The organism is Pseudomonas sp. TUM22785, assembly GCF_028198105.1.
Lineage (GTDB): Bacteria > Pseudomonadota > Gammaproteobacteria > Pseudomonadales > Pseudomonadaceae > Metapseudomonas > Metapseudomonas solani.
The window spans coordinates 6,763,143-6,788,246 of sequence record NZ_CP116239.1 but is presented as its reverse complement, the minus strand read 5'-3'; the positions used below and the strand labels follow the sequence as shown (position 1 = coordinate 6,788,246).

Sequence of the window (25,104 nt, the reverse complement as noted above, 5' to 3'; positions counted from 1 at the left end):
ACGGCGGAAACGAAAAAGCCCGCGCGAGGCGGGCTTTCCGGGGTGCCGCGACCGTCATGGGACGGTCGGGACATCGATCTGGCGCATCCGGCGGGATTCGAACCCACGACCCCTGCCTTCGGAGGGCAGTACTCTATCCAGCTGAGCTACGGATGCTTGAAGAGGCGCGCAATGATACCTGCAAGGGCTGCCAGCGTCCACGCTGGCACGAATGTTCGTGATTTCGAACGAAAATGACGCTCGTGCTCGATTCTGCACAGCAAAACCCGCAAATATTTCCAGTTTTCGTCTGTTTTATCGAACAGGCTATTGCCCTTTACCCCCTCTGGCCCTAGGATTCGTTTGAGATTTCAAACGCCCCTTGCAAACGCCAAGTCAGGCCGTTCCAATCGAATCCCCCTCCTGGCCAATCCCGTGTTGGCCGAACAAAAACAACGTGCCCCCGGCTCCTTGTAACCGGTGTGAAGGAGACAGCGATGCAATTGAAAGATGCCACCCTGTTCCGCCAGAAAGCCTACATCGACGGCGCCTGGCTGGACGCTGACAGCGGCCAGACCATCAAGGTCAACAACCCGGCCACTGGGGAGATTCTCGGTACCGTGCCGAAGATGGGCGCCGCCGAGACCCGCCGTGCCATCGAGGCGGCCGACAAGGCCCTGCCGGCCTGGCGTGCGCTGACCGCCAAGGAACGCGCCAACAAGCTGCGCCGCTGGTACGAACTGATGATCGAGAACCAGGACGACCTCGGTCGCCTGATGACCCTCGAACAAGGCAAGCCGCTGGCCGAAGCCAAGGGCGAGATCGCCTACGCCGCCTCCTTCATCGAATGGTTCGCCGAAGAAGCCAAGCGCATCTATGGCGACGTCATTCCCGGCCACCAGCCGGACAAGCGCCTGATCGTCATCAAGCAGCCCATCGGCGTGACCGCGGCCATCACCCCGTGGAACTTCCCCGCTGCGATGATCACCCGCAAGGCCGGCCCGGCCCTGGCCGCCGGTTGCACCATGGTGCTCAAGCCTGCCTCGCAGACCCCGTATTCCGCCCTGGCCCTGGCCGAGCTGGCCGAGCGCGCCGGCATCCCCAAAGGCGTGTTCAGCGTGGTGACCGGCAGCGCCGGCGAAGTGGGCAGCGAGCTGACCAGCAACCCCATCGTGCGCAAGCTGTCCTTCACCGGCTCCACCGAGATCGGCCGCCAGCTGATGGCCGAATGCGCCCAGGACATCAAGAAGGTGTCCCTGGAGCTGGGTGGCAACGCGCCCTTCATCGTCTTCGATGACGCCGACCTCGACGCCGCCGTCGACGGCGCGCTGATCTCCAAGTACCGCAACAACGGCCAGACCTGCGTCTGCGCCAACCGCCTGTACGTGCAGGACGGCGTGTACGACGCCTTCGTCGAGAAGCTGAAAGTGGCCGTGGCCAAGCTGAAAATCGGCAACGGCCTGGAAGACGGCATCACCACCGGCCCGCTGATCGACGAGAAGGCCGTGGCCAAGGTCCAGGAGCACATCCAGGACGCGGTGAGCAAAGGCGCCAAGGTCGTGTCCGGCGGCAAGCCCCACGCCCTGGGCGGCACCTTCTTCGAGCCGACCATCCTGGTCGACGTACCGAAGACCGCCGCCGTGGCCAAGGAAGAAACCTTCGGCCCGCTGGCCCCGCTGTTCCGTTTCAAGGACGAGGCCGAAGTCATCGCCATGTCCAACGACACCGAGTTCGGCCTGGCGTCCTACTTCTACGCCCGTGACCTGGGCCGCGTGTTCCGCGTGGCCGAGGCCCTGGAGTACGGCATGGTGGGTATCAACACCGGCCTGATCTCCAACGAAGTGGCGCCCTTCGGCGGCATCAAGGCCTCGGGCCTGGGTCGCGAAGGCTCCAAATACGGCATCGAGGACTACCTGGAGATCAAGTATCTCTGCCTCGGCGGTATCTGAATTTGATGTAAAGACGGGGCAAGGCGCGAAAGAGCGCGCGGCGCCCCAGCGGTACCACATGAACCACGTCGAGCCTCCGACAGGCCTGCGCAGTCGATCATCGAATGCTGCGCTGCAACCTGCCGGGGGCATTCATCCTTGAAGCTGCGCCGCCCGATGAGCGGCCGTGAGGAAACCATGAGCAAGACCAACGAATCCATCCTGCAACGCCGTGCCGCCGCTGTTCCCCGTGGCGTGGGCCAGATCCACCCGGTCGTCGCCGAGCGCGCCGAGAATGCCACCGTCTGGGACGTGGAAGGCCGCGAGTACATCGACTTCGCCGGCGGTATCGCCGTGCTGAACACCGGCCACCTGCACCCGAAAGTGGTCGCCGCCGTTCAGGAGCAGCTGACCAAGCTGTCCCACACCTGCTTCCAGGTGCTGGCCTACGAGCCCTACATCGAGCTCTGCGAAGAGATCGCCAAGCGCGTACCGGGTGACTTCGCCAAGAAGACCCTGCTGGTCACCTCCGGCTCCGAAGCCGTCGAGAACGCCGTGAAGATCGCCCGTGCCGCCACCGGCCGCGCCGGCGTGATCGCCTTCACCGGCGCCTACCACGGCCGCACCATGATGACCCTGTCGCTGACTGGCAAGGTGGTTCCGTACTCCGCCGGCATGGGCCTGATGCCCGGTGGCGTGTTCCGCGCCCTGGCCCCGTGCGAGCTGCACGGAGTGAGCGAAGACGACTCCATCGCCAGCATCGAGCGCATCTTCAAGAACGACGCCCAGCCCCAGGACATCGCCGCGATCATCATCGAGCCGGTGCAGGGTGAAGGCGGCTTCTACGTCAACTCCAAGCCCTTCATGCAGCGCCTGCGCGCCCTGTGCGACCAGCACGGCATCCTGCTGATCGCTGACGAAGTGCAGACCGGCGCTGGCCGTACCGGCACCTTCTTCGCCACCGAGCAACTGGGCGTGATCCCGGACCTGACCACCTTCGCCAAGTCCGTTGGCGGCGGCTTCCCCATCTCCGGCGTGTGCGGCAAGGCCGAGATCATGGACGCCATCGCCCCCGGCGGCCTGGGCGGCACCTACGCCGGCAGCCCGATCGCCTGCGCCGCGGCCCTGGCCGTGCTCAAGGTCTTCGACGAAGAGAAACTGCTGGAGCGCAGCCAGGCCGTGGGCGAACGCCTGAAGGCCGGCCTGCGTGACATCGCTGCCAAGCACAAGGTCATCGGCGACGTCCGTGGCCTCGGCTCCATGGTTGCCATCGAACTGTTCGAAGGCGGCGACGAGAGCAAACCGGCCGCCGAGCTGGTCGGCAAGATCGTTGCCAAGGCGCGCGACAAGGGCCTGATCCTGCTGTCCTGCGGCACCTACTACAACGTCATCCGCTTCCTGATGCCGGTCACCATTCCCGATGCACAGCTCGACAAAGGCTTGGCCATTGTCGCCGAGTGCTTCGACGAACTCGCCTGAGGCTCACCAGCCAGGCGTATTTGAGGCCCGCTTCGGCGGGCCTTTTTTTGCCTTGCGTCAAGCCGTTCCTATCCAAGTGGTCAATACCCCCAAAAGGCCACTATCCAGTCCGTGGGGTGCGGTTTAGACTGCGCGCTCACTTTTTGCCAACTCCATCGCATTCCCGGCTTCCAGGCCACGCCCCTGGATCGCGCTGCCCTTCGAGGTTCACATGCCCGCCCACGCCAAGGTCCCGGAAATCCTGATTGCCGAGGCCGACCCCTGGACGGCGGACCTGCTCGCGCAACTGGTGCTGGATGTACGTGGCGATGCCAGCGTGGTGCGCGTGCCCGATACCCAGGCCGCCCTGGCCCGCTGCAAGCGGCGCCTGCCCGACCTGGTGATCGCCGACGGCGAGTTGCAGGGCGGCGGCGGCCTGGAACTGCTGCGCCAGCTCAGGCGCCATCCGCGTACGCCGGTGCTGCCCTTCATCCTCATCAGCGAGAAGGTCGATGCCAGCAGCGTGCGCGCGGCACTGCCCCTGGCGCCCGCCGCCTACCTGGGCAAGCCCTTCAATGCCGAGGGCCTGCGCCAGCGCCTGGGCAGCCTGCTGCCGGGGGCGAACAAGGCGCACAGCGCGGTCGCTTCGCTGCTGGTCAGCACCCTCAAGGAATACCTCGACAGCGTGCGCGAGGAAGGGCAGGGCGCGCCCTTGCTCAGCGATGTGCGCGACGCCGTCAGCCAGTGCCTGCAGGCCAGCGATGTCGACCTGCGCGACCTCGACGACGTCTTCTCCCGTGACCCGCAGATCACCGCCAAGCTGATCGCCGCCGCCAACAGCGCGGCCCATCACCTCGGCGTGCCCTGCCAGACCCTCGGCCAGGCCCTGCACCGCCTGGGCGTCACCCGGGTGCTCAACCTGGTGCTGGGCATGGCCCTGGAGCGCAACGCCCACCTGCATGACCCGCGCCTGGCCGAATTGGCCGAGATCGCCTGGAAATCGTCCCAGCGCAGCGCCGAGCTGGGCTACTGGATGGCCAGCGAACTCGATCTCGATGCCGAGCTCTGCTACACCGCCGGCCTGCTGCACAACATGGGTGAACTGGCCCTGCTGCGCAGCCTGCAGGATTGGCAGGACGCCGGTGGCGGGCTGAGCGACGAGGAATTGCTGGAAACCCTGCGCAAGCGCGCCGCCAGCTTCGGCTCCGCGCTGCGCATTCGCTGGCGCCTGCCCTTCGGCCTGCGCGAGCTGGTGGCGGCCTTCTACGGCCTGGGTACCGGGGTCTTCTCCCGTGAAGCGCTGGCGATGAACCTTTGCGCCAGCCTGCTGCGCCTGCCCGTGGGGCAGGACGTGGGCGAACTGCTGGAAGAGCGCGCCGCACGCCTGCTGCGTCTCGACCCCGACCTGCTGCGGCGCCTGCCGGCGCGACTGCTGCAGGCCTGAGGCTCAGCCCAGGGCTTCCTCGATGAAGTCCAGGCGGTCCTGGCCGAAGAACATATCGCTGCCGACGAAGCAGGTCGGTGCCCCGAACACGCCACGTTTGACCGCCTCTTCGGTGGTCGCCTTCAGTGCGTCCTTCACCGCCGGGTCGCCCACCAGCGCCAGCAGCGCCTGGGGATCGAAACCGGCTTCCACCAGGGTCGCCCCGAGGATCGCCGGGTCGCCCAGGTTGCGCCGCTCCTGCCACATCGCCTTGAACATCGCCTCCAGGTAGGCCTCGAAGCGCTCCGGCTGGTGCAGCTGTACACCGATGGCACCGCGCATCAGCGTCAGGGTGTTGATGGGAAAGTGCGGGTTGAACACCAGCGGCACGCCATAGCGCTTCGCGTGGCGGTCCAGGTCGATCATCGAGTAGCGGCCCTTCACCGGCACCGCATTGGGCGAGGCATTGCCCGTGGCCTGGAACACCCCGCCCAGCAGCATCGGCCGGTACACCAGGGTCGCGCCCTTGCGGGCACAGAGGGCAGGTAGCTGGGTCCAGGCCAGGTAACTGGCCGGGCTGCCCAGATCGAAGAAGAATTCGACGTTCTTGCTCATGGTTTTTCTCGTTCTTGTCAGCGAATTCGTGAGACCGCGCGAGCGACGTTCAGGCTAGGCGGCGAGCCCGGGTGAAAGCGGAGTTGGCTTCTGCCAATGAGCATTTCGCACGAGATCGCCAACAACGCCTGAGCGTCGCGCAGCCGGTCGGCTGCACACCTACCAGCGTTCCATCCAGGGGCGGAGGTCGAGTTCAAATGTCCAGGCATCTCGCGGCTGGCTATGCAGGAACCAGTAGTTCTCGGCGATGTGCTCCGGGTCGAGGATGCCGTCCTGCTCCTTGCGGGCGTAGATGTCGGGGAAGGTGTCGCGGATGAAGTCGGTGTCGATGGCGCCGTCCACTACCACGTGGGCGACGTGGATGTTCCGTGGCCCCAGTTCGCGCGCCATGCTCTGCGCCAGCGCGCGGATGCCGTGCTTGGCACCGGCGAAGGCGGCGAAGTTGGCCGCGCCGCGCAGGCCCGCCGTGGCGCCGGTGAAGAGGAGGGTGCCGCGCCCACGGGTGACCATGCGCCGCGCCACCGCCTGGCCGGTGAGGAAGCCGGAGAAGCAGGCCATCTCCCAGATCTTGAAATACTTGCGCGCGGTCTCGTCGAGGATGCTGCAGGGCACGTTGGCGCCGATGTTGAAGACGAAGGCTTCGATGGGGCCGATCTCGCGCTCGATCTGCTCCACCAGCGCGGTCACGTCCTCTTCCTTGCGCGCATCGGAGGCAAAGCCGTGGGCCTGGCCGCCTTCGGCGCGGATGCTGTCCACCAGCGGTTGCAGTTTGTCTGCGCTGCGCCGAGTCACGCAGGCGATATAACCCTCGCGGGCGAAACGCCGGGCAATGGCGCCGCCGGTGGCATCACCGGCGCCGATCACGAGCACCACCTTGTTGTTGTTCGATTCGGTATTCATGGCAGTCACCTTTAACTAAACGGTCGTTAGCTGAACGGACGTTATGCTACAGTCCAACCCGCGTCAAGCAGTGCGTTTTATGGAGGTCGACATGCGCTATTCCCCCACTCACAAGGAAGAAACCCGGCAGAAACTGCTGGAAAGCAGCGGCGCCATCGCCAAGGCCGGCGGCTTCTCCAGCACCGGCGTGGACGCCCTGATGAAGGCCATCGGCCTCACCGGCGGCGCCTTCTACAGCCACTTCCCGTCGAAGGACGACCTGTTCACCGCCATCGTCGAGCGCGAGCTGTCGCGCAGCCTGATCGGCCAGGTCGCCCAGGGCGAAGGCTTCGACCAGGCACGCCTGCAGCGTTGCCTCGAGCACTACCTGAGCATGGCCCATGTTCACAACGCCGAAGGCGGCTGCGCGATTCCCGCCCTGGGCGCGGAGATCGCCCGCGCCGACCTGCCGGTGCGCGAGACCGCCGAGCACTGGATGCTGCAACTGCAGCAGGCCTGGGCCGAGATACTCGAAGACGGCGAGCTGGCCTGGGCGGTGATCTCCCAGTGCGTCGGCGCCCTGGTGATCGCGCGCATGCTCGCCAGCGAATCGCGCCAGGAAGAGGTGCTCAGTGCCGGCCGCACCTTGTTGATGCAAGCGCTGGAGCGGCGCGGCTAGAGTTATCCACAGCCGCCCGTCCTCGGAGAACCCATGCGCGCGTCCCTGTTCACCTGCCTGCTGTTGGCCCCTTCGGTATTCGCCGGCGACCTGCACCAGGCCACCCGTGCCACGCTGCTGGAGGACGCGGGCTTTACCCGTGAGGCGGTGCTCGACCGCATCCAGCAGCTGCGTTTCTCCTTCCGTGAGGGCGAACCCGAAGACGGGCAGCAGCCTTACTGGGCGCGGACCTACGCCAGCCACGGCTCCGCAGACGGGCCGGGGGCGGCGCCGAGCCGCGAGCGGACTGTCGCCGGCATCGCCCTGGGCAGTGAACGCTGGGTGGGCGACTGGGTGCTGGGCGCCACGGCCGGGCTGTCCCGCACGGAACTGGAGGCCGGCAGCGACGATGCGCGCCTCGACGGCTACCAGCTCGGCGCCTACCTCGGCACCAAGTTCTACAACCAGATCGGCTTCAAGACCGGCCTGCTGCTGGACAGCCACCGGGTGGACGGCCACGCGCCCGCCGCCGATGCCCGGGGCGGGCAGCTGTTCGGCGAACTGAGCTATTCACTGGATTACCGCGATTTCAGCCTCGAAGGCTTCAGCGAACTCGCCTGGCTGCGCCAGGACAGCGAGCACCAGGCTGATGTGGGGTCACAACGGGACGAGCTGCTGCAGGCCACCTTCGGCCTGCGCGGCACCACCGCTTGGACCCTCGGCCCCGACCAGCGCCTGGTGGCGCGGGTGATCCCGGCCTGGCGGCGCAACAGCGGCGATCGCCGGCTCGGGGATGAAGACGGCGCCGGCGAGGCGCAGCTCGCCCGCGACGTCATCCACCTCGGCCTGATGCTCGATTGGCAGCTGGACCAGGCCCTGAGCCTGGGCATGGCCTACGAGGGCGACTGGGCCACCGAGTCGCGGGACAACGGCCTGGCCCTGCGCATGAGCCTGAAGTACTGAGGCCGTGCCTCAGATTTCCTGCATCTCGAAATCCATCTTGCCCACGCCACAGTCGGGGCAGATCCAGTCCTCGGGCACATCGGCCCAGGGGGTGCCGGCGGCGATGCCCTCGTCGGGCCAGCCCTTGGCTTCGTCGTAGATCAGGCCACAGACCACACAGATCCAGGTTTTCATGCCGGTACCTCTTGTTCTTCACGATTGAGCGGATTTTCCGCGGCGCAACGCCCGCCGGGCCGTGGGGGCCTCGGGGCGCTGTCGTGGGCGGAATGGCGGCGATAGTAGGCGCAGAAGGGCCGCGAGGCGGCCCATCTTAGGTTTGGGGCGTGGGGTTCGGGGACGCGCGGCAGGCGTCAGGCGGTCTGTGCGCGCTCGGCCACCGGTTGCGGCTGCGCCTGCCAGCGGTTGGCGCGGGCGAAGGTGCCGATGTCGTTGAAGCGCACGCCCATCTCACGCATCACCTTGTGCGCCACCGGGGCGGTCATCTGGCGGATGTAGAAGGGCTCCTTGACCACGAAGTGGTGGATCGCATGGGTGCTGCCGAAGTTGAAGCAGAACGCCTGCAGCGGCCACAGCCACCAGGGGTTGAGCACCTGGGTCTGCTGGATCACGTTGCCCAGCTCGACGTCGCCGTAGTAGTGCATGTTGGAGCTGACGAAGTGCAGGCAGAAGGTGCGCAGCACGTTGGGGCCCACCAGCACCACCACCGCGATGTCCACGCCCTGCATCACCGCCAGGGTGGTCTCCGACCAGGCCACCGGCGCACCCAGCAGCGCGCTCACGCCATTGATGGCGTGGAAGCCGAGGAAGACGTACCAGGCGCTCCAGTTCATCAGCGCCAGCGGCGCATAGACCTTCAGTGTGCGCACCAGGATGAACTTCTTGTGCGCCCAGCTCTTGGCCCGAAGCATGCGGATCAGCGAGGACATCACGTTGTCGCCCACCATCAGCAGCCGCGCCAGGCCCCAGGGCTCGCCGTTGGTGATGGCGCGCTCCTCCAGGTCGGTCTCGGTGCCGGAAACCTTGTGGTGGTTCAGGTGCAGGTGGCGGCGCACCCAGGGGTTGATGGTGCTCGGCCGCGCCAGCCACACCAGCGCCATCATCAGGTTGTGCGCCACCTTCTGCTTGCGGAAGTACATGCTGTGGATAAGGTCGTGCTCCAGCTCGTGGGTCAGCGACGCGAGGAAAGCGTTGACCAGCAGGCACGCCCACCAGGCGATCGTGCCGTTCAGGTAGAGCGCTGCCGAGCCGACCATGCCGGCGAGGGCGAAGGCGAGGATGCTGGCGCCGAGCAGGTCCTGGCGGTTGAGGATCGGGTAGCGCTGGCGCAGCTCCACGCCATGGGCCATCACCACTTCACGAATATGGGCTGATCGCTGTTGATCATTCAGCTTTGCGGGGCTTGCGGTCGTCGGGGACATGCTTACATCCTCTTGTTCGTCGTGTGCCCACTCTGCCGAGGCGGTGCGCGCCACGCCTGACCTTGAACGCCAACCTGTTGACCGGATACGCCAACCTGCATGAGCGACGAGCCCTCCACCCTCGCCAGCTGGACCCGAGCCCTGCGCAAGCAGCTGGATGCGCTCGGCCTCGACAGCGACGGCCTCTGCCGCCAGGCCGGCCTCGACCCGGCGCTGATGGACGACCCCAACGCGCGCTACCCGCTCTCCGCCACCACGCGCCTGTGGCAGCTGGCGGTCACGGCCAGCGGTGACCCGGCGCTGGGCCTGAAGATTTCCGGCTACCTCAGCCCCACCACCTTCCACGCCCTGGGCTACGCGCTGGTGGCCAGCGCCAGCCTGCGGGAGATCTTCGAGCGCATCGAGCGCTACCACCAGGTGGTCAGCGATGCCCTGGCCCTGCAGCTGACCCTGCACGGCGAGCGCTACGAATTCCGCCTGCGTGTGCCCGAGGAGGGCCCCGCACCGGCACCCGAGGCCGTAGACGCCTTCGCCGCCATCTACGTGCGCACCTGCCGCAACCGCCTGGGCCGCGACTATGCGCCCCTGGCCGTGCACCTGCGCCGCCCGCAGCCGGCCGACCCCGCGCCCTGGCACCAGGTGTTCCGCTGCCCGCTGCACTTCGGCGCCCCGGAAGACCTGATCGAATTCGCCCGCGCGGATTTCGAACGCCGCCTGGAAGACGCCAACCCCGAGCTGGCCGAGCACAACGAAACGGTGCTCAAGCGCACCCTGGAGCAGCTGCAGGTGCCCACCTGGGCGCGCAAGGTGCGCGCCTGCCTGGAGGCCCAGCTGCCCAATGGCGAGCCGTCGGCCGAGCGCATTGCCCAGTCCCTGCACCTGAGCCTGCGCAGCCTGCAACGGCACCTGGCGGAGGAGGGCAGCAGCTACGAGCAACTGCTCAGCGACACCCGCCAGGCCCTGGCGCTGGTGCACATGCGCGACCCACGCTGCTCCATCAGCGAAATCGCCTACCTGCTCGGTTTCGCCGACACCAGCAGCTTCAGCCGTGCCTTCAAGCGCTGGACCGGCCAGGCACCGAGTCAGTACCGAGAAAGCCTGGTGCGCTAGAACTGGCCAGTCGCCAGCCGAGCCGCCAGAATTGCCCCATTACAAGAACCACCCCGAGAAGCCCATGCGTCCTGCCTACGCCCGCCATCCCTATGCCGTCGCGCTCCACACCCTGGGCCTGGCCCTGCTGATGCTGGTCTATACGCGCTGGCAGGTGCCGCTCGCCTGGAGCATCCCCGCCTACCTGGTGCTGGCGCTGTGGCCCTGGCTGGGCCCGTGGAAGGTGCCGGAAGAACCCCGCGACGAACCCCTGGATGACCAGGCCCCGCGCCTGGCGGAGCTGGCGGTGCAGGCTGATCGCAATGCTGCCGAGCGGTTGCGTCTGCAAGGCATTGCCGCCCAACTCGATACCCTGCTGCGCCAGCGCCTGGACGAGGGCGCCATCTGGCTGCAGCGCCATGACGCGGGCGTCGTACCGCCCGATCTCGATCGCCTCGAACAGCTCGCCGCACAGTTGCAGCAGGCCGGTGCCGAAGGCCGCGCCGATCTGGACACGGCCCGCCAGGCCTTCGCCGCGCTGCTCGCCGAGAGCGGCACCGGCCGCGAGCGCGTGCAGGCCCTGGCCGAGCGCAGCGGCGAGATCCAGAAGGTCGCCCAGAGCATCCAGTCCATCGCCAGCCAGACCAACCTACTGGCGCTAAACGCTGCCATCGAAGCCGCCCGCGCCGGTGATGCCGGGCGTGGTTTCGCCGTGGTCGCCGACGAGGTGCGCAACCTCGCCGCGCGCACCGCCGGCGCCACCGAGGAAGTGGGGCGCATGGCCGAAGATATCCAGCAACAGACCGCCGCTGCCGTGGCCCACCTGGCCGGGCAGGACGCCGGGCTGGCCGCAGGCGTAGCCGCGCTGGAGCCCCTCGGCGGGCTGATGGACGGGCTGGACGAGCAGGGCGTGCAGCTGCACGACGCGCTGGCGCCCTTGCCGGATCACTGGGCGCTGCAGCACGAAAGCCAGCAGGCCTGGCGGCAAGAGATGGTGCGCCTGGAAGCGCAGCTGGAAGAGGCGGTGACGGTGGGCCGTCAGCTCGCCGAGGCCCTGCGCGGGCCGGCCTGAACCGCTATAGCCGCGCGGCCTTGCGCAGGCCGGTGAGGTCGAGGATCTCGATCTCGCCATAGTTCAGGTGCACCACGCCCTGGGCTTCCAGCTCCTTGAGAATCTGGTTGGTGGTCTGCCGCGACACCGCCAGCATCAGTGCCAGCTGTTCCTGGGCCAGGTGGATGACCCGGCGCTGGCCGCTGGTCTCGCCGTAGCCCTCGGCGATCATCAACAGCCGCCGTGCCAGGCGTTGCGGTGCCGGCAGCAGGCTCATCTCCTCCAGCGCGATAAAGGCCAGGCGCAGTTTCTGGCTCATCAGCAGGGCGAGCTCGCGCCACCAGGCCGGCTCCGCCTCCAGCATCTTCTGCAAGGCCGCCTGGGGCACGTTGAGCAGCTGCGTCGGGCCTTCGGCGAAGGCGTCATGGGTGCGTGGCTGGCCATCGAACAGGCAGATCTCGCCGAACCAGTGGGGCGGCTCCTCCAGGATCAGCAACGCCTCCTTGCCGTTCTCCGCGCTCACGCCGATGCGCACCGCGCCTTCGAGCACCGCATAGAGCCCGCAGGGCGGGTCGCCCCGGCGGAACAGGCACTCGCCGGGGGCCAGGCTCAGCGGGCGTGCCTGGTCCACCAGCGCATCCTGCAGGGGCGCGGGCAGGCCGGCGAACCAGTGGCCGGTGAGCAATTGGGTACGGCAGTCGGAAAGTTCGGGCATCGGGCGATGGGCTTTGTCGGCTAGCTGACAGAGGATAGGTCAGTACAGGCGCCATTATCGGCGCAACTGCCTGCAACCTGAGGACATAACAATGAAAACCCTCGTCGACCATCTTTCCCAGTACGCCGAATACCACCGTGACCGGCGCAATATCTTCAGCCACTTCATCGGCATCCCGCTGATAGTGGTCGCCGTGGCCGTGCTGCTGTCGCGCCCGGGCATGGTTGTCGCCGGCCTGTGGATATCTCCTGCAGCCCTGGTGGCGCTGGCCTCTGCCGTCTTCTACTTTCGCCTCGACCTGCGCTTCGGCCTGGTGATGACCGCGCTGCTCTGGCTCAGCCTCTGGGTCGGCACCGCGCTGGCGGTGCAATCCACCGCCCTGTGGCTCAGCGCCGGCCTCGGCCTGTTCGTGGTGGGCTGGGTGATCCAGTTTGTCGGCCACTACTACGAAGGCCGCAAGCCCGCCTTCGTCGACGACCTCATGGGCCTGGTGGTCGGCCCGCTGTTCGTCGTCGCCGAACTGGCCTTCATGCTCGGCATGCGCAAGGAAGTGGAGCAGGCCATCGAACACCGCGCCGGCCCGACCTGCATCCGCGAGAAGAAAGCCACCGCCTGAGGTGATGCGCGCCCCTGTGGGAGCGGCTTCAGCCGCGAAAGGCTCACCGCCGGCTCTCGACTGCGAGTGGCCGGCCGCTCCATCGCGAATGAATTCGCTCACGGGAGAGGGGTGAGGCTTCGGTGTATGGGGCGAGTCCGCCTGGTGGATAAAAGAGCGTTATCCACCCTACCCAGCGGGGTAGCTCGTGCGGGCACGATTGTAGGGTGGACCCCGCTTCACCGGTCCACCGCTACGGTGTTGAGCCTGGCTCCGCCCTGTGGATAACCCGCGCTACCCCTTTCCCTCAGCCACCCTTGGTCAGCAACTGCGCACTCATCGAGCGTGCGTGGCGGTCGACCATCATGGGTGCATAGGGCCGGCCGGAGGCGCTGACCAGGGTGTTGCTCTGGCTGTTCATATCGCTGAGGGCGGTCTTGAGGAAGCTCCAGCGGGTCTTCAGCTTGCCCACCGCCGGGTCGTTCTTGTCCATCGGCTGCAGCTGCGCATCGATGGCCGGCAGCAGGGTGCGTTCGTCCTGGCCGATGTAGGTGTCGTTGCTTTCCCGGGCGATCTCGAAGGTGCCGATGTAGGCGCGGCTGAGGTACTGCACCGCCAGGTATTCCACCTTGGCCGGCAGCTCGCCATCGGCGGTGTTGCCGGGGGTGGAGCGGGCGGCGATGAGCAGTTCACGCAGGGATTTGGCCAGTTCCTGGGGGAAGCGCCAGGGCACGTCATCCTCGTTGTGGCCGTAGGAAACACCCTGCTGCAACTGGGTAACAAGGGCGCGGTACTTCTGCCGGAACCCGTCGCTGGGCTGCGGCACGCTCTGGAACGCGGCCTCCAGCGCCTTGATGTCGGCGTCGAAGCGGGTCTTGTGGGTTTCCTGGAAACCTTCGCCGCGATACAGCAGCAGGCTGCTGGTGGCGCGGCAGGCGTGAATCTGTACCTGGTCGATGGGCGCGAGCTCGGCGGCGAGGGCCATCCCGGCCCCGACCAGGCTGAGCAGCAATCCGATAAAAGCGCGTGCTAGAGCGTCTGAAAGCATCCCGGCGTGCTCCTTTTGTTGTTGTTGTGAGCAGACAAAGCGATGAGGTGTGTGGGCACCAATCGGTGCGCGCCCAGCCTACTGCGCCGGGGGCTGGAGGGTATTACCCGAAAGAGTGATTTATGACCGCCGGGCGACAAATCATCCCATTCGGAGGATCCGCCGCAGCCGCTCGGCGCTCTCCGGGTCGGCGGGGAACAGGGTCTCCAGGGCCAGCTCGGACAGGGTCACGTCCACCGGGGTGCCGAACACCGTGATGGTGCTGATGAAGCTGATCACCCCCAGGGGCGTATCCAGCTGCAGGGGCACCAGCACGCCGTCGGCGGGCAGGGCGTCGGTCACGGGCGGTGCCGGGTAGGCGGCGAGTTCGTCGTAGAGGGCCTGCAGCTCCCCATCGCCGCTCACCTCGATGTCGTGCAGCAGCCGCTCCAGCAGGTGGGCGCGCCACTGGCCGAAGTTGACGATGCGCGGTGCCAGGCCTTCAGGGTGCAGGGTCAGGCGCAGCACGTTGAGCGGCGGGGCGAGCAGGGCAGGGGACGCGCCGGCGATCAGCGCCATCACCGCGCCGTTGGCCGCCAGCAGGTTCCACTGGCGGTCGATGGCCAGCGCCGGGTTCGGCTCGTGGGCCTTGAGCAGCTGCTCGATGGCCTGGCGCGCACCGGCCAGGGCCGGGTCGTCCAGGGTGCGCTGGGGGAACAGCGGCGCATAGCCGGCGGCGGCCAGCAGGCGGTTGCGTTCGCGCAGGGGAATGTCCAGCTGCTCGGCCAGGTGCAGGAGCATCTCGCGGCTGGGCTGGGCACGCCCGGTTTCGACGAAGCTCAGGTGGCGGGTGGAAATCTCCGCGTCGCAAGCGAGGTCGAGCTGGCTGAGGCGGCGCCGCTGGCGCCATTGGCGCAACAGGGCGCCGACGGGATGGGTGGGTGCGTTCATGGCAGCGACGATAGTCGAGCGGGGGAATCCCGGCCATTACCTGGCAGGTAATCGACGCGCTTCCCCGATCGGCGAATCCTGCGACCCAGGCACCGGCAACCGCCGGGCCGCCCCCACCGAGGAGATTCGCCATGACCACCGTGCAACCGTCCCCCCTGCTGCGCCGCGTCCTGCAACTCGATGCCCTGGTCAGCGGTGCCGCCGGCCTGTTGATGACCCTGGGCGCCGGCCCGCTGTCGTCCCTGCTGGCGCTGCCCGCCGCGCTGCTCACCGGTGCCGGCCTGTCGATGCTGCCCTGGTGCGCCGTGCTGCTGTGGCTGGCCCGCCGCGAAACCCTGGACCGCCGCGCAGTGTGGGCGGTGATCGCGGTCAACGCCGTTTGGGTGGTGGACAGCCTCCTGCTGCTGGTCAGCGGCTGGGTGCAGCCGACCCTGCTGGGCCAGGCCTTCGTGATCGCCCAGGCGCTGGCGGTGGTGCTGTTCGCCGAACTGCAGTTCTTCGGGCTCAAGCGCTCCGCCGAAGCGGTCTGTGGATAACTCGGGCACCCTGCTTTTTCGCGAATGAATTCGCTCCCACGAAAGGGCGGGGTCTGGCCGGGTGGAGATGTGTCGGGCTGGCAGGGCGGGGCCGTAGGTTGGCGCCGAGCTTGCGAGGCCCAACGGTGCCGGGGTCGGGTCCGTTGCGTTGGGCCTCATGCTTCGGCCCAACCTACATCTGCGCCCATGAAAAAGCCCCTCGGATGAGGGGCTTTGTCGTTGCGTTACGGCGATCAGCCGTGTGCGACGGGCTGCCAGGCCTTGGGCTTGAAGTACAGGGTTTCGCCACGGGCGAGGCCGACCAGGCTGTCGTGGTCCTTGACCACTTCGGCTTCGATCAGCTCGTCCTGGCCGTCCACCTTCAGGGTCACCCGGGTGATGGCGCCGAGGGGGCGGATGTCGCGCACTTCGGCGGCCTGGTGTTCTTCCTCCGCCTCCTTGGACAGCGAGACTTCGTGGGGGCGGAACAGCACATGGCGGTCATCGCCCAGCTGCAGGCGGTTGGAGTCGCCGAGGAAGTGGTAAACGAAGGGGCTCGCCGGCTTCTCGTAGACCTCGCCCGGGGAGCCGATCTGCTCGATCACGCCCTTGTTCATGACCACGATGCGGTCGGCCACTTCCATGGCTTCTTCCTGGTCGTGGGTGACGAACACGGAGGTCAGGTTGATCTCCTCGTGCAGGCGCGCCAGCCAGCGGCGCAGCTCCTTGCGCACCTTGGCGTCGAGGGCGCCGAAGGGTTCGTCCAGCAGCAGGATCTTCGGCTTCACCGCCAGGGCGCGGGCCAGGGCGATGCGCTGGCGCTGGCCGCCGGAGAGCTGCTCCGGGTAGCGGTCGGAAAGCCAGTCCAGCTGCACCATGTTGAGCAGCTCGTGGACCTTCTCGGCGATCTCCGGTTCGCTGGGGCGTTCGCCCTTGGGCTTCATGCGCAGGCCGAAGGCGACGTTGTCGAACACGCTCATGTGGCGGAACAGGGCGTAGTGCTGGAACACGAAGCCGACGTTGCGATCGCGTACGTCGTGCTGGGATACGTCCTCGCCGTGGAACACGATGTTGCCGGCGTCCGGGGTCTCCAGGCCGGCGATGATGCGCAGCAGGGTGGTCTTGCCGCAGCCGGACGGGCCGAGCAGGGCCACCAGCTCGCCGCTGTGGATATCCAGGTTGATGTCGTTGAGCGCCTTGAAGGCGTTGAAGTTCTTGCTGACGTTACGGATTTCGATGCTCATGACTCACTCCTCATCAGCGCTGGATTTAAGACGGGACAAACGGGCCTCGCTCCACTGCTTGAGCAGCAGGATGACCAGCGCGAGGATCAGCAGCAGGCTGGCGACGCTGAAGGCAGCGACGTGGTTGTACTCGTTGTAGAGAATCTCGACGTGCAGCGGCAGGGTGTTGGTGACGCCACGGATGTGGCCGGAAACCACCGACACCGCGCCGAACTCGCCCATGGCGCGCGCGGTGCACAGCACCACGCCGTAGATCAGGCCCCATTTGATGTTGGGCAGGGTCACGTGCCAGAACATCTGCCAGCCGTTGGCGCCGAGCAGGCGCGCGGCCTCTTCCTCCTGGGTGCCCTGTTCCTGCATCAGCGGGATCAGCTCACGGGCGACGAAGGGCACGGTGACGAAGACGGTGGCCAGGACGATGCCGGGCAGGGCGAAGACGATCTGGATATCCCGGTCCGACAGCCACTCGCCGAAGTAGCCCTGGGCGCCGAACAGCAGCAAGTAGATCAGGCCGGCGATCACCGGCGAGACCGAGAAGGGCAGGTCGATCAGGGTGACCAGGATGCTCTTGCCGCGGAACTCGAACTTGCTCACGCACCAGGCGGCGGCGACGCCGAACACCAGGTTCAGCGGCACCGAGATGGCCACGGCTATCACCGTCAGCTTCAGCGCGGCGAGGGCATCGGGCTCGAAGATGGCGGTGAAGAAGGTGCCGAAGCCCTGCTTCAGCGCTTCGCTGAGCACGATGTACAGCGGCAGCAGCAGGAAGATGCCGAACACCAGCCAGGCGCCGGCGATCAGCGCGCGCCGGCCCCACAGGTTGCCACGGCGGGCTGCGTTGGCGGAGGTGGCGGCGGTCAGGGTTGCACTACTCATGACGTGGGCCTCCTCAAGGGGTTTCGATGCGGCGCTGCAGCAGGTTGATCAGCAGCAGCAGGATGAAGGAGACCACCAGCATCAGCACGCCGATGGCGGTGGCGCCGGTGTAGTCGTACTGGTCCAGCTTGACCATGATCAGCAGCGGCAGGATCTCGGTCTTCATCGGCATGTTGCCGGCGATGAAGATCACCGAGCCGTACTCGCCCACGCCGCGGGCGAAGGCCAGGGCGAAGCCGGTCAGCCAGGCGGGCAGCAGCGCCGGCAGGAGGATGTGGCGGAACACCTGCAGCGGCTTGGCGCCCAGGCAGGCGGCGGCCTCTTCCACCTCGCGGGGGATGTCGGCCAGCACCGGCTGCACCGTGCGCACCACGAAGGGCAGGGTGACGAAGGTCAGCGCCAGGGTGATGCCCAGCGGGGTGTAGGCGATCTTGAAGCCCAGGTCGGTGGCGAACTGGCCCACCAGGCCGGCCGGCGCGTACAGCGCGGTGAGCGCGATACCGGCCACGGCGGTGGGCAGGGCGAAGGGCAAGTCGATCATCGCGTCGATGATCTTGCGGCCGGGGAAGTCGTAGCGCACCAGGACCCACGCCAGCAGCGTGCCGATCAGGCCGTTGAGCACGGCGGCGGCGAGCGCGGTGCCGAAGCTGAGCTTGAGTGCGGCGAGTACGCGGGGTGCGCTGATGATGTTCCAGAACTGCACCCAGGTGAGGTCGAAGGTCTTGAGGAACATGGCGCCCAGGGGAATCAGCACCAACAGGCTGAGATACACCAGGGTGTACCCCAGAGTCAGCCCGAAGCCGGGTATGACCGGGGAGATACGTCGAGACATCATCTGTCCTTTTTCTGCGTTGGAACGCTCAAGCCCGCCACCGGAATATCACCGGCCCGGGCACGGCAAAGGGAAGCTCGCGCTTCCCCTTGTCCGGGCGGGGCCTGCGCCCCACCCATTTTCTTGCAGCTTGCAGCTTGCAGCTTGCAGCTTGCAGCTTCGGCTTATTGCGCCTGGTAGATCTGGTCGAAGATGCCGCCGTCGTTGAAGAACTTCGGTTGCGCTTCCTTCCAGCCGTTGAAGTCCTTGTCGACGGTCACCAGGTCCAGTTTCGGGAACTGCTTGGCGAACTCGGCGGCGACCTTCTCGTCACGGGGGCGGTAGAAGTTCTTCGCGGCGATGCGCTGGCCTTCCTCGCTGTACAGGTACTGCAGGTAGGCTTCGGCGACCTTGCGGGTGCCCTTCTTGTCGACGTTCTTGTCGACCACCGAAACCGGCGGCTCGGCGAGGATCGACAGGCTCGGCGCAACGATTTCGAAGTTCTCGCCGCCCTGTTCCTTGAGTGCCAGGAAGGCCTCATTTTCCCAGGCCAGCAGCACGTCGCCAATGTTGTTGTTGACGAAGGTGATGGTCGAACCGCGGGCGCCAGTGTCGAGAACCGGAACCTGCTTGTACAGCGCCTGTACGTATTCCTGTGCCTTGGCGTCGCTGCCGTACTGCTTCTTGGCCCAGGCCCAGGCGGCCAGGAAGTTCCAGCGGGCGCCGCCGGAGGTCTTCGGGTTCGGGGTGATGACTTCCACGCCGGCCTTGGTCAGGTCGCCCCAGTCCTTGATGCCCTTGGGGTTGCCCTTGCGCACCAGGAACACGATGGTCGAGGTGTAGGGGGTGCTGTTCTGCGGCAGGCGGGTCTGCCAGTTTTCGGGGATCAGCTTGCCGAGTTTCTGCAGCTCGTCGATGTCGCCGGCCAGGGCCAGGGTCACCACGTCGGCCTTGAGGCCGTCGATCACCGCGCGGGCCTGCTTGCCGGAACCGCCGTGGGATTGCTGGACCTTGAGGTCTTCACCGCCCTGGGCCTTCCAGTGCTTGATGAAGGCGGCGTTGTACTCCTGGTACAGCTCGCGGGTCGGGTCGTAGGAGACGTTGAGCAGTTCGGTGGCGGCGGCGACCGGGCCGGCGACCAGGGTGGTGAGCAGGGCGCTGGCCAGGGTGGCCAGGGCGAAGCGGCGAATCGACATGGATGAAGCTCCTGAATTCTGAGTTTTTATGCTGTTGGCTAGGTTGTTTCAGGCGCGGCGGGCGTTCACGGCACACGTCGCAGTCGACTCGGTTCGCGTATCGGGTTGACCCCTCCGGCGACTCGGTCGGGTGTTCGGGTCAGCTGTTCTTGCCGGCGGGCGGTTGCAGGCGGAATTTTTCCTTGCGCTCGATCTGCACCACCTGGCCGTTGTGCACGGTGATCTCGACGGCACCGAAACGCAGGCCGTGCAGGGCACTCTGGATTTCACGCAGGATGCTGGCTTCGTCCTGGCCTTCGAAGCTGCGGAGTGTTGCGCTCATGGTCATGCTCCTTGGATGGGATGCCCGCGTCGGTGAACAGGGGGTTCGCGTGGCTTGGGCGCATCTTAATCAGGGCATGAATATTCTTAAAAATACTGTTTAAGAATTTTTATATAACCAATGGTTAGATTGAGCCGAATCGCTCGGCGCCCTGCTGGCCAGAGGTCCGCCCGCTCCGGGCGGAGTGACGCGCGGCGGGCGTTGGCCCACCGGAGAGAAGGGGTCAGAGCAGGCTGATCTGTTGCGGGGTGGCGCCGCCCGAGGGGGAAAGCTGCCAGGCTTCCTCGAGCTGCTGGGCCGGCTGCGGGCGGCTGAACAGGTAGCCCTGGCCATGGTCGCAACCCAGGCCACGGAGGAAGTCGGCCTGGCGCTGGTGCTCGATGCCTTCGGCCAGCACCTCCAGGCCCAGGCTGTGGCCCAGCGCGGTAACGGCCTTGGCGATGGCGATGTCGTCGCGGTCGTCGGGAAGGTTCTGCACGAAGCTTTGGTCGATCTTCAGCTTGTGCACCGGCAGGCGCTTGAGGCGCTGCAGGGACGAATAGCCGGTGCCGAAATCGTCGATGGCCAGGCGCACGCCGAGCTTGCACAGGCGGTCGAGCAGCTCCAGGGCGGTGTCCGGGTCCTCCATCACCGCGCTCTCGGTGATCTCCAGCTCCAGGCGCCCCGGTTCCAGGCCGGTGTCGGCGAGCACGCGGGCGACGCGGGTGTCCAGTTCGCCACGGCTGAACAGGCGGCAGGACACGTTCACCGCGATGAACGACAGCTGCAGGCCGCGCTCGGTCCAGTCGCGCATCTGCCGGCAGGCACGCTCCAGCACCCAGGCGTCGATGGCGCCGATCAGGCCGCTTTCCTCGGCCACCGGCAGGAACTCCGCCGGCGGCACCAGGCCGCGCTGCGGGTGCTGCCAGCGCACCAGGGTCTCGACGCCGATCAGGCGGCCATCGGCCAGGTCGTGGATGGGCTGGAACACCAGGCGCAGCTCGTCCTGCTCCAGGCCCTGGCGCAGCGCGGTGACCAGCTCGACGCGCTGGCGCGCCTGCTCGGTCAGCTCCTGGCTATAGAAGGCAAAGGTCTCGCGGCCCACGCTCTTGGCCTTGAACAGCGCCGAGTCGGTGTTGCGCAGCACCTGCTCGACGTTCTCGGCATCCCCCGGGAACAGGCTGATGCCCAGGCTGGCGCTGATGAACAGGTTCTGCTCGGCCAGGTGGAAGGGCGCGGCCAGGCACTGCTGGATGCGCCCGGCGAGGTCCGCCGCCTGTTCCGGGCTGGAGCCCTCGCAGAGCAGGCCGAACTCGTCGCCGCCCAGGCGTGCCAGGGTCATGCCGCCGGTCATCAGGGTGGCCAGGCGCTCGCCCACGGCCTTGAGCAGCAGGTCGCCGTGGTTGTGGCCGAGGCTTTCGTTGATGTGCTTGAAGTGGTCGAGGTCCAGCAGGATCACCGTGCCCTCGCTGCCTTCCCGGCGGGCGCGCTCCAGGGCGTGCTCGACGCGCTCGGTGAATAGCAGGCGGTTGGGCAGGTTGGTCAGCGGGTCGTGGTGGGCCAGGTAGTCCAGCTCGTTCTGCGAGCGCTTGATGGCGCTGACGTCGGAGAACACCGCCACGTAATGGGTGAGCAGGCCGTCTTCGTCGTGGATGGCGCGGATGTTCTGCCACAGCGGGTACACCTCGCCATTGTGCCGGCGGTTCCACACCTCGCCGCTCCAGGCATGGCGGTTCTTCAGGGCGTTCCACATCGACTGGTAGAAGGCCTCGTCGTGGCGGCCGGACTTGAACAGCACCGGGGTCTGCCCCAGCACCTCGCTCTCCTCGAAGCCGGTGATGCGGGCGAAGGCACGGTTGACGTGGACGATGCGCTGCTCGGCATCGGTGACCAGCACCCCTTCCTGGGTGGCGTCGAACACCGCGGCGGCCTGGCGCAGGCTGCTCTCCTGTTCGCGGCGGGCCTGCAGGTAGGCGCGCAGGCGGCGCATGTGCAGGCACACCAGCAGGTACAGCAGGCCGCTGGTGACCGCCACGAAGAGCAGCCCCTTGGCCGACTGCAGCAGCGCCAGGCGGCTGCCATCGGGGCTCAGCAAGGGCAGCAGATGGTCGCTGAAGAGTATCCAGGCGCTGGCGAGGAGGAAGTAGGGCAGCACCAGTTTCACGGCGCTGAGCTTGGGTTTCATAGGTGAGTCGAGGCCATGCCAGATGTGATCGGTTTCGCATTATAGATGAATGGAGATTCATCTCTTTCTTATCTAAAGAACAGGATGGTTTTCTCACAATTCATGGGGATAATGCCGGTGTTTGTCCGACAACCTCGCCCTTCCTTCCCCCGAGGCTACGCACTCCATGTGGTACAACGGTTTTCTCGATCTGTCGCTGTGGCAACTGGTGGCAGCCACCCTGGTGATGACGCATATCACCATCGTCGGCGTCACGGTCTACCTGCACCGCTATTCCGCCCATCGCTCCCTGGAACTGCACCCGGCGCTGAAGCACTTCTTCCGCTTCTGGCTGTGGCTGACCACCGCGATGAACACCCGCGAATGGACCGCGATCCACCGTAAGCACCACGCCAAGTGCGAAACCGTCGACGACCCGCACAGCCCGGTGATCAAGGGCCTGGGTACCGTCCTGCGCCGCGGCGCGGAGCTGTACCGCGAGGAAGCCGAAAACGAAGAGACCCTGCGCATCTACGGCAAGAACTGCCCGGATGACTGGCTCGAACGCAATGTCTACTCCCGCTACCCCCTGGGTGGCGTGTTCCTGATGGCGGCCATCGACCTCGCCCTGTTCGGCGTTGCCGGCATCACCATCTGGGCGGTGCAGATGATGTGGATCCCGGTCTGGGCCGCCGGCGTCATCAACGGCCTCGGCCACGCCGTCGGCTACCGCAACTTCGAATGCCGCGACGCCGCCACCAACCTGGTGCCCTGGGGCATCCTCATCGGTGGCGAAGAGCTGCACAACAACCACCACACCTACCCGAACTCGGCCAAGCTGTCGGTGAAGAAGTGGGAATTCGACCTGGGCTGGGCCTGGATCAAGCTGTTCAGCTTCCTGCGCCTGGCCAAGGTGCAGCGCGTGGCGCCCATCGCCCACCGCGTGGAAGGCAAGGGCAGCCTGGACATGGACACCGCCATGGCCATCCTCAACAACCGGTTCCAGATCATGGCGCAGTACCGCAAGTTGGTGATCGCGCCCCTGGTGAAACAGGAGCTGGCCAAGGCCGACGAGTCGGTGCGCCACCTGTTCCGCCGCGCCAAGCGCCTGCTGTCCCGCGAGACCAGCCTGCTGGACGAACGCCACCATGCGCGCATCGCCGCCATGCTGGAGCAGAGCCAGGCGCTGAAGGTGATCTACGAGAAGCGCCTCGCCCTGCAGCACATCTGGGTCAAGACCAGCGCCAACGGCCACGACATGCTCGAAGCCATGAAGCAGTGGGTGCACGAGGCCGAGGCCAGCGGCATCCAGTCCCTGCGCGACTTCGCCGAGCAGCTCAAGACCTACTCGCTGCGCCCGGCCGCCATGGCCTGATCGCAACGACCCCGAAGAAGGCCGGCCATTGCCGGCCTTTTTCATGGGCGTGTCCGCAGGTTGGTGCCGAGCCCGCGAGGGCCAACGATGCGTGCCCGCCCCTTCGCGAATGAATTCGCTTCTCCGGGAGAGGGGCGAGGTGTTGGTGTGTGGGGCGAGTCCGCTTGGTGGATAGAAGAGCGCTATCCACCCTACCCAGCGGGGAAGTCCGTGCGGGCACGAGCTGCCAGGCGATGTAGGGTGGACCCCGCTTCACCGGTCCACCGCTGCGGGGTTGGGCCCGTGCCATCTGTAGAAGCGGCTTCAGCCGCGAAAGACTTACCGCCGTCCCCCTGCTGCGTGTGGCTGGACACTCCATCGCGAATGAATTCGCTCCTACCCTCCCACTCCCCCTGCACCGCCCACACACGCCTGGTTCTGAAACGCGGCCAAAAAAAACCGCCCGGGGGAGGGCGGCTGGAACAAGACGTCGAAAGGAGCAATCACATCGACGTCAGGAGGTAAGGAGGAGGTGGAGCGGGTCGATCAGCTGTCCTGGCCGGACTCGGCCTTGCGCTCGGTGCCTTGCTTGGCGATGGCCTGTTGCTGGGCGGCGTCCTGGGCGCGCTGCTCATACTGCGCATTTCGCGCAACAAAGGCGGACGACTCTTCGGCGAAGGAGAACTGGGTGAAGGACAGGGCGAAAGCGGTGAAAGCGGCAGTAACAAAGAGATTGCGTTGCATAGTGTGATCCTCGGCGGGATGCATCTGGAGACCGAGGCCATCTTAGGCGGGGGGCCGGCGGCGAAAAACCACGGCCCAGGTGAATCACAATTGCTTCTAGCGCAACAATTGTGTGCGCACGGCCCAGTGGCGCGGGTCGTCCAGCACGGCGTCGTCCTGGGCGAACAGCGGCGGCAGCTCGGCCTTGAGGAAGTCCACCCAGGTCCTGATCTTGGCGTCGAGAAAGCGCCGTGACGGGTAAATCGCATAGATGTTGCGCTCGCGCAGTCGGTGCTCCGGCAGCAGGCGCAACAGCGTGCCGTCGCGCAGCGGCTGGCAGGCGACGAAGGAGGGCAGCAGGCAGAAGCCCATGCCCGCCTGGGCGGCGCGGGCCAGGGATTCGGCGACGTTGACCTGGAAGGCCTCCGCCGGCAGCACGTCGAACTCGCCATCCGTGCCCTGCAGCACCCAGTTGTCCTGGTAGAGCGGGTCCAGCAGGCGCAGGTAGCGGTGATGGCGCAGGTCCGCCGGGCCCTTGGGTACGCCGTGCTTCTCCAGGTAGCCCGGTGATGCGCAGACCACGCTGTACATCTGCCCCAGGGACTGCGCCACCATCTGCGAATCCGGCAGCTCGCGGGCGAAGGTCAGCACCACGTCCTGGCCGTCCTCCAGCGGGTCGGGGTTGCGCTGCGACAGGGTCAGGTCGACCACCACCTCCGGGTACAGCTCGGTGTAGCGCGCCACCAGGCCGGTGAGGTGCTGCAGGCCGAGCCCGGTCATGGTGTGCACCCGCAGCCGGCCGCTGGGCTTGAGGTGTGCGCCACGCGCCTCGGCGGCGGCCTGGTCCACTTCGTTGAGGATGGAGCGGCTGCGCTGCAGGTAGCGCTCGCCCACCTCGGTCAGCGCCAGGCGCCGGGTGGTGCGGTGCAGCAGGCGTGCCTGCAGCTGCTGCTCCAGTTCGGAAACCAGCCGCGAGACCTGCGCGGTGGAGAGGTCCAGCGCCTGCGCCGCTGCGGTGAAGCTGCCGGTCTCGATGACGCGAACGAACACACGCATGCTGTTCAGGGTGTCCATTGTTACTCCTCGCGCAAGGCTGATTCTCGAAGGGCGCTGATTATCCAGGAAACGCCGGTAAATATACTGCCAGCCCTGAGCTGTTTGCCGTTTTACC

At 66.7% G+C, this 25,104-nt stretch carries 24 protein-coding genes, 1 tRNA gene and 1 pseudogene; 10 read left to right on the top strand and 16 right to left on the bottom strand.

Annotated elements, in window-relative coordinates; all coding sequences use genetic code 11:
• Window positions 1-79 precede the first annotated feature (79 nt).
• Window positions 80-156: transfer RNA gene (locus PI990_RS30640), tRNA-Arg, on the bottom strand.
• Window positions 157-476: 320 nt separating this feature from the next.
• On the opposite strand from PI990_RS30640, the gene gabD reads away from it, so the two are divergent.
• The 3 genes from gabD to PI990_RS30625 all read left to right on the top strand — a co-directional run bounded on the left by gabD (window position 477) and on the right by PI990_RS30625 (window position 4,809).
• Entirely contained in the window at window positions 477-1,928 is a 1,452-nt protein-coding gene (gene gabD, locus PI990_RS30635; protein WP_021220453.1) for an NADP-dependent succinate-semialdehyde dehydrogenase, read from the top strand.
• A 177-nt stretch (window positions 1,929-2,105) separates the two neighbouring features.
• Window positions 2,106-3,386, top strand: a complete 1,281-nt coding sequence (gabT, locus tag PI990_RS30630) for a 4-aminobutyrate--2-oxoglutarate transaminase (protein WP_271659414.1) — start codon at window positions 2,106-2,108, stop codon at window positions 3,384-3,386.
• 211 nt (window positions 3,387-3,597) lie between these two features.
• Window positions 3,598-4,809, top strand: a complete 1,212-nt coding sequence (locus tag PI990_RS30625; RefSeq protein ID WP_021220455.1) for an HDOD domain-containing protein — start codon at window positions 3,598-3,600, stop codon at window positions 4,807-4,809.
• Between the two features lie 3 nt (window positions 4,810-4,812).
• Here PI990_RS30625 and PI990_RS30620 read toward each other — a convergent pair whose 3' ends face one another.
• Both PI990_RS30620 and PI990_RS30615 read right to left on the bottom strand, forming a co-directional pair.
• On the bottom strand, window positions 4,813-5,403 hold the full coding sequence (locus tag PI990_RS30620) for a 2-hydroxychromene-2-carboxylate isomerase (RefSeq protein WP_271659413.1): 591 nt from the start codon (window positions 5,401-5,403) through the stop codon (window positions 4,813-4,815).
• A 159-nt stretch (window positions 5,404-5,562) separates the two neighbouring features.
• Window positions 5,563-6,303, bottom strand: a complete 741-nt coding sequence (locus tag PI990_RS30615; protein WP_021220457.1) for an SDR family oxidoreductase — start codon at window positions 6,301-6,303, stop codon at window positions 5,563-5,565.
• Between the two features lie 91 nt (window positions 6,304-6,394).
• On the opposite strand from PI990_RS30615, the gene PI990_RS30610 reads away from it, so the two are divergent.
• Complete coding sequence (locus tag PI990_RS30610; protein WP_271659412.1) at window positions 6,395-6,961, top strand: TetR/AcrR family transcriptional regulator; 567 nt, start codon at window positions 6,395-6,397, stop codon at window positions 6,959-6,961.
• Between the two features lie 33 nt (window positions 6,962-6,994).
• Window positions 6,995-7,903, top strand: a complete 909-nt coding sequence (locus PI990_RS30605) for an autotransporter outer membrane beta-barrel domain-containing protein (protein ID WP_271659411.1) — start codon at window positions 6,995-6,997, stop codon at window positions 7,901-7,903.
• Between the two features lie 9 nt (window positions 7,904-7,912).
• Here PI990_RS30605 and PI990_RS30600 read toward each other — a convergent pair whose 3' ends face one another.
• Window positions 7,913-8,077, bottom strand: coding sequence for a rubredoxin (locus PI990_RS30600; RefSeq protein ID WP_021220460.1), 165 nt, complete (start codon window positions 8,075-8,077; stop codon window positions 7,913-7,915).
• A 176-nt stretch (window positions 8,078-8,253) separates the two neighbouring features.
• Entirely contained in the window at window positions 8,254-9,321 is a 1,068-nt protein-coding gene (locus tag PI990_RS30595) for a fatty acid desaturase (protein ID WP_271659410.1), read from the bottom strand.
• 99 nt (window positions 9,322-9,420) lie between these two features.
• Between PI990_RS30595 and PI990_RS30590 the strand changes: the two genes are divergently transcribed.
• Together PI990_RS30590 and PI990_RS31700 are read left to right on the top strand one after the other, a co-directional pair.
• On the top strand, window positions 9,421-10,431 hold the full coding sequence (locus PI990_RS30590) for an AraC family transcriptional regulator (RefSeq protein WP_184491855.1): 1,011 nt from the start codon (window positions 9,421-9,423) through the stop codon (window positions 10,429-10,431).
• Window positions 10,432-11,029: 598 nt separating this feature from the next.
• Window positions 11,030-11,482, top strand: a pseudogene (locus PI990_RS31700) (methyl-accepting chemotaxis protein); the annotation flags it as partial.
• 4 nt (window positions 11,483-11,486) lie between these two features.
• Here PI990_RS31700 and PI990_RS30580 read toward each other — a convergent pair.
• Window positions 11,487-12,176, bottom strand: a complete 690-nt coding sequence (locus tag PI990_RS30580) for a Crp/Fnr family transcriptional regulator (RefSeq protein ID WP_271659408.1) — start codon at window positions 12,174-12,176, stop codon at window positions 11,487-11,489.
• Between the two features lie 91 nt (window positions 12,177-12,267).
• On the opposite strand from PI990_RS30580, the gene PI990_RS30575 reads away from it, so the two are divergent.
• On the top strand, window positions 12,268-12,792 hold the full coding sequence (locus tag PI990_RS30575; protein ID WP_271659407.1) for an Mpo1 family 2-hydroxy fatty acid dioxygenase: 525 nt from the start codon (window positions 12,268-12,270) through the stop codon (window positions 12,790-12,792).
• Window positions 12,793-13,078: 286 nt separating this feature from the next.
• On the opposite strand, the gene PI990_RS30570 is transcribed toward PI990_RS30575, so the two are convergent.
• Both PI990_RS30570 and PI990_RS30565 read right to left on the bottom strand, forming a co-directional pair.
• Entirely contained in the window at window positions 13,079-13,819 is a 741-nt protein-coding gene (locus PI990_RS30570; protein WP_263402480.1) for a hypothetical protein, read from the bottom strand.
• A gap of 141 nt (window positions 13,820-13,960) precedes the next feature.
• Window positions 13,961-14,749: an MmyB family transcriptional regulator gene (locus PI990_RS30565; RefSeq protein ID WP_271659406.1), complete on the bottom strand. Its 789-nt coding sequence runs from the start codon at window positions 14,747-14,749 to the stop codon at window positions 13,961-13,963.
• 131 nt (window positions 14,750-14,880) lie between these two features.
• Here PI990_RS30565 and PI990_RS30560 point away from each other — a divergent pair, with 131 nt between their 5' ends.
• Window positions 14,881-15,285 carry a hypothetical protein gene (locus tag PI990_RS30560; RefSeq protein WP_184491843.1) on the top strand — a complete coding sequence of 135 codons (405 nt, stop codon included), beginning with the start codon at window positions 14,881-14,883 and terminating at the stop codon, window positions 15,283-15,285.
• Between the two features lie 233 nt (window positions 15,286-15,518).
• Here the strand turns inward: PI990_RS30560 and PI990_RS30555 are convergent, their stop codons facing one another.
• From PI990_RS30555 to dibA, 6 genes are all read right to left on the bottom strand, one after another.
• Window positions 15,519-16,508, bottom strand: a complete 990-nt coding sequence (locus PI990_RS30555; protein WP_043245278.1) for a sulfate/molybdate ABC transporter ATP-binding protein — start codon at window positions 16,506-16,508, stop codon at window positions 15,519-15,521.
• 3 nt (window positions 16,509-16,511) lie between these two features.
• Window positions 16,512-17,384, bottom strand: coding sequence for a sulfate ABC transporter permease subunit CysW (cysW, locus tag PI990_RS30550; RefSeq protein ID WP_271659405.1), 873 nt, complete (start codon window positions 17,382-17,384; stop codon window positions 16,512-16,514).
• Between the two features lie 13 nt (window positions 17,385-17,397).
• Window positions 17,398-18,216 carry a sulfate ABC transporter permease subunit CysT gene (cysT, locus tag PI990_RS30545; protein ID WP_021217926.1) on the bottom strand — a complete coding sequence of 273 codons (819 nt, stop codon included), beginning with the start codon at window positions 18,214-18,216 and terminating at the stop codon, window positions 17,398-17,400.
• Between the two features lie 164 nt (window positions 18,217-18,380).
• A complete protein-coding gene (locus PI990_RS30540) occupies window positions 18,381-19,391 on the bottom strand; it encodes a sulfate ABC transporter substrate-binding protein (protein ID WP_184491841.1) in 1,011 nt (336 codons plus the stop codon).
• Window positions 19,392-19,530: 139 nt separating this feature from the next.
• Complete coding sequence (gene oscA, locus PI990_RS30535; protein ID WP_271659404.1) at window positions 19,531-19,713, bottom strand: sulfur starvation response protein OscA; 183 nt, start codon at window positions 19,711-19,713, stop codon at window positions 19,531-19,533.
• Between the two features lie 223 nt (window positions 19,714-19,936).
• Entirely contained in the window at window positions 19,937-21,877 is a 1,941-nt protein-coding gene (dibA, locus tag PI990_RS30530) for a phosphodiesterase DibA (protein ID WP_271659403.1), read from the bottom strand.
• Window positions 21,878-22,043: 166 nt separating this feature from the next.
• Between dibA and desA the strand changes: the two genes are divergently transcribed.
• On the top strand, window positions 22,044-23,231 hold the full coding sequence (gene desA / locus PI990_RS30525; protein WP_271659402.1) for a delta-9 fatty acid desaturase DesA: 1,188 nt from the start codon (window positions 22,044-22,046) through the stop codon (window positions 23,229-23,231).
• A 525-nt stretch (window positions 23,232-23,756) separates the two neighbouring features.
• Here desA and PI990_RS30520 read toward each other — a convergent pair.
• Complete coding sequence (locus PI990_RS30520) at window positions 23,757-23,954, bottom strand: hypothetical protein (RefSeq protein WP_021217921.1); 198 nt, start codon at window positions 23,952-23,954, stop codon at window positions 23,757-23,759.
• Between the two features lie 96 nt (window positions 23,955-24,050).
• Window positions 24,051-25,007, bottom strand: coding sequence for a LysR family transcriptional regulator (locus PI990_RS30515; protein WP_021217920.1), 957 nt, complete (start codon window positions 25,005-25,007; stop codon window positions 24,051-24,053).
• Between the last annotated feature and the right edge of the window lie 97 nt (window positions 25,008-25,104).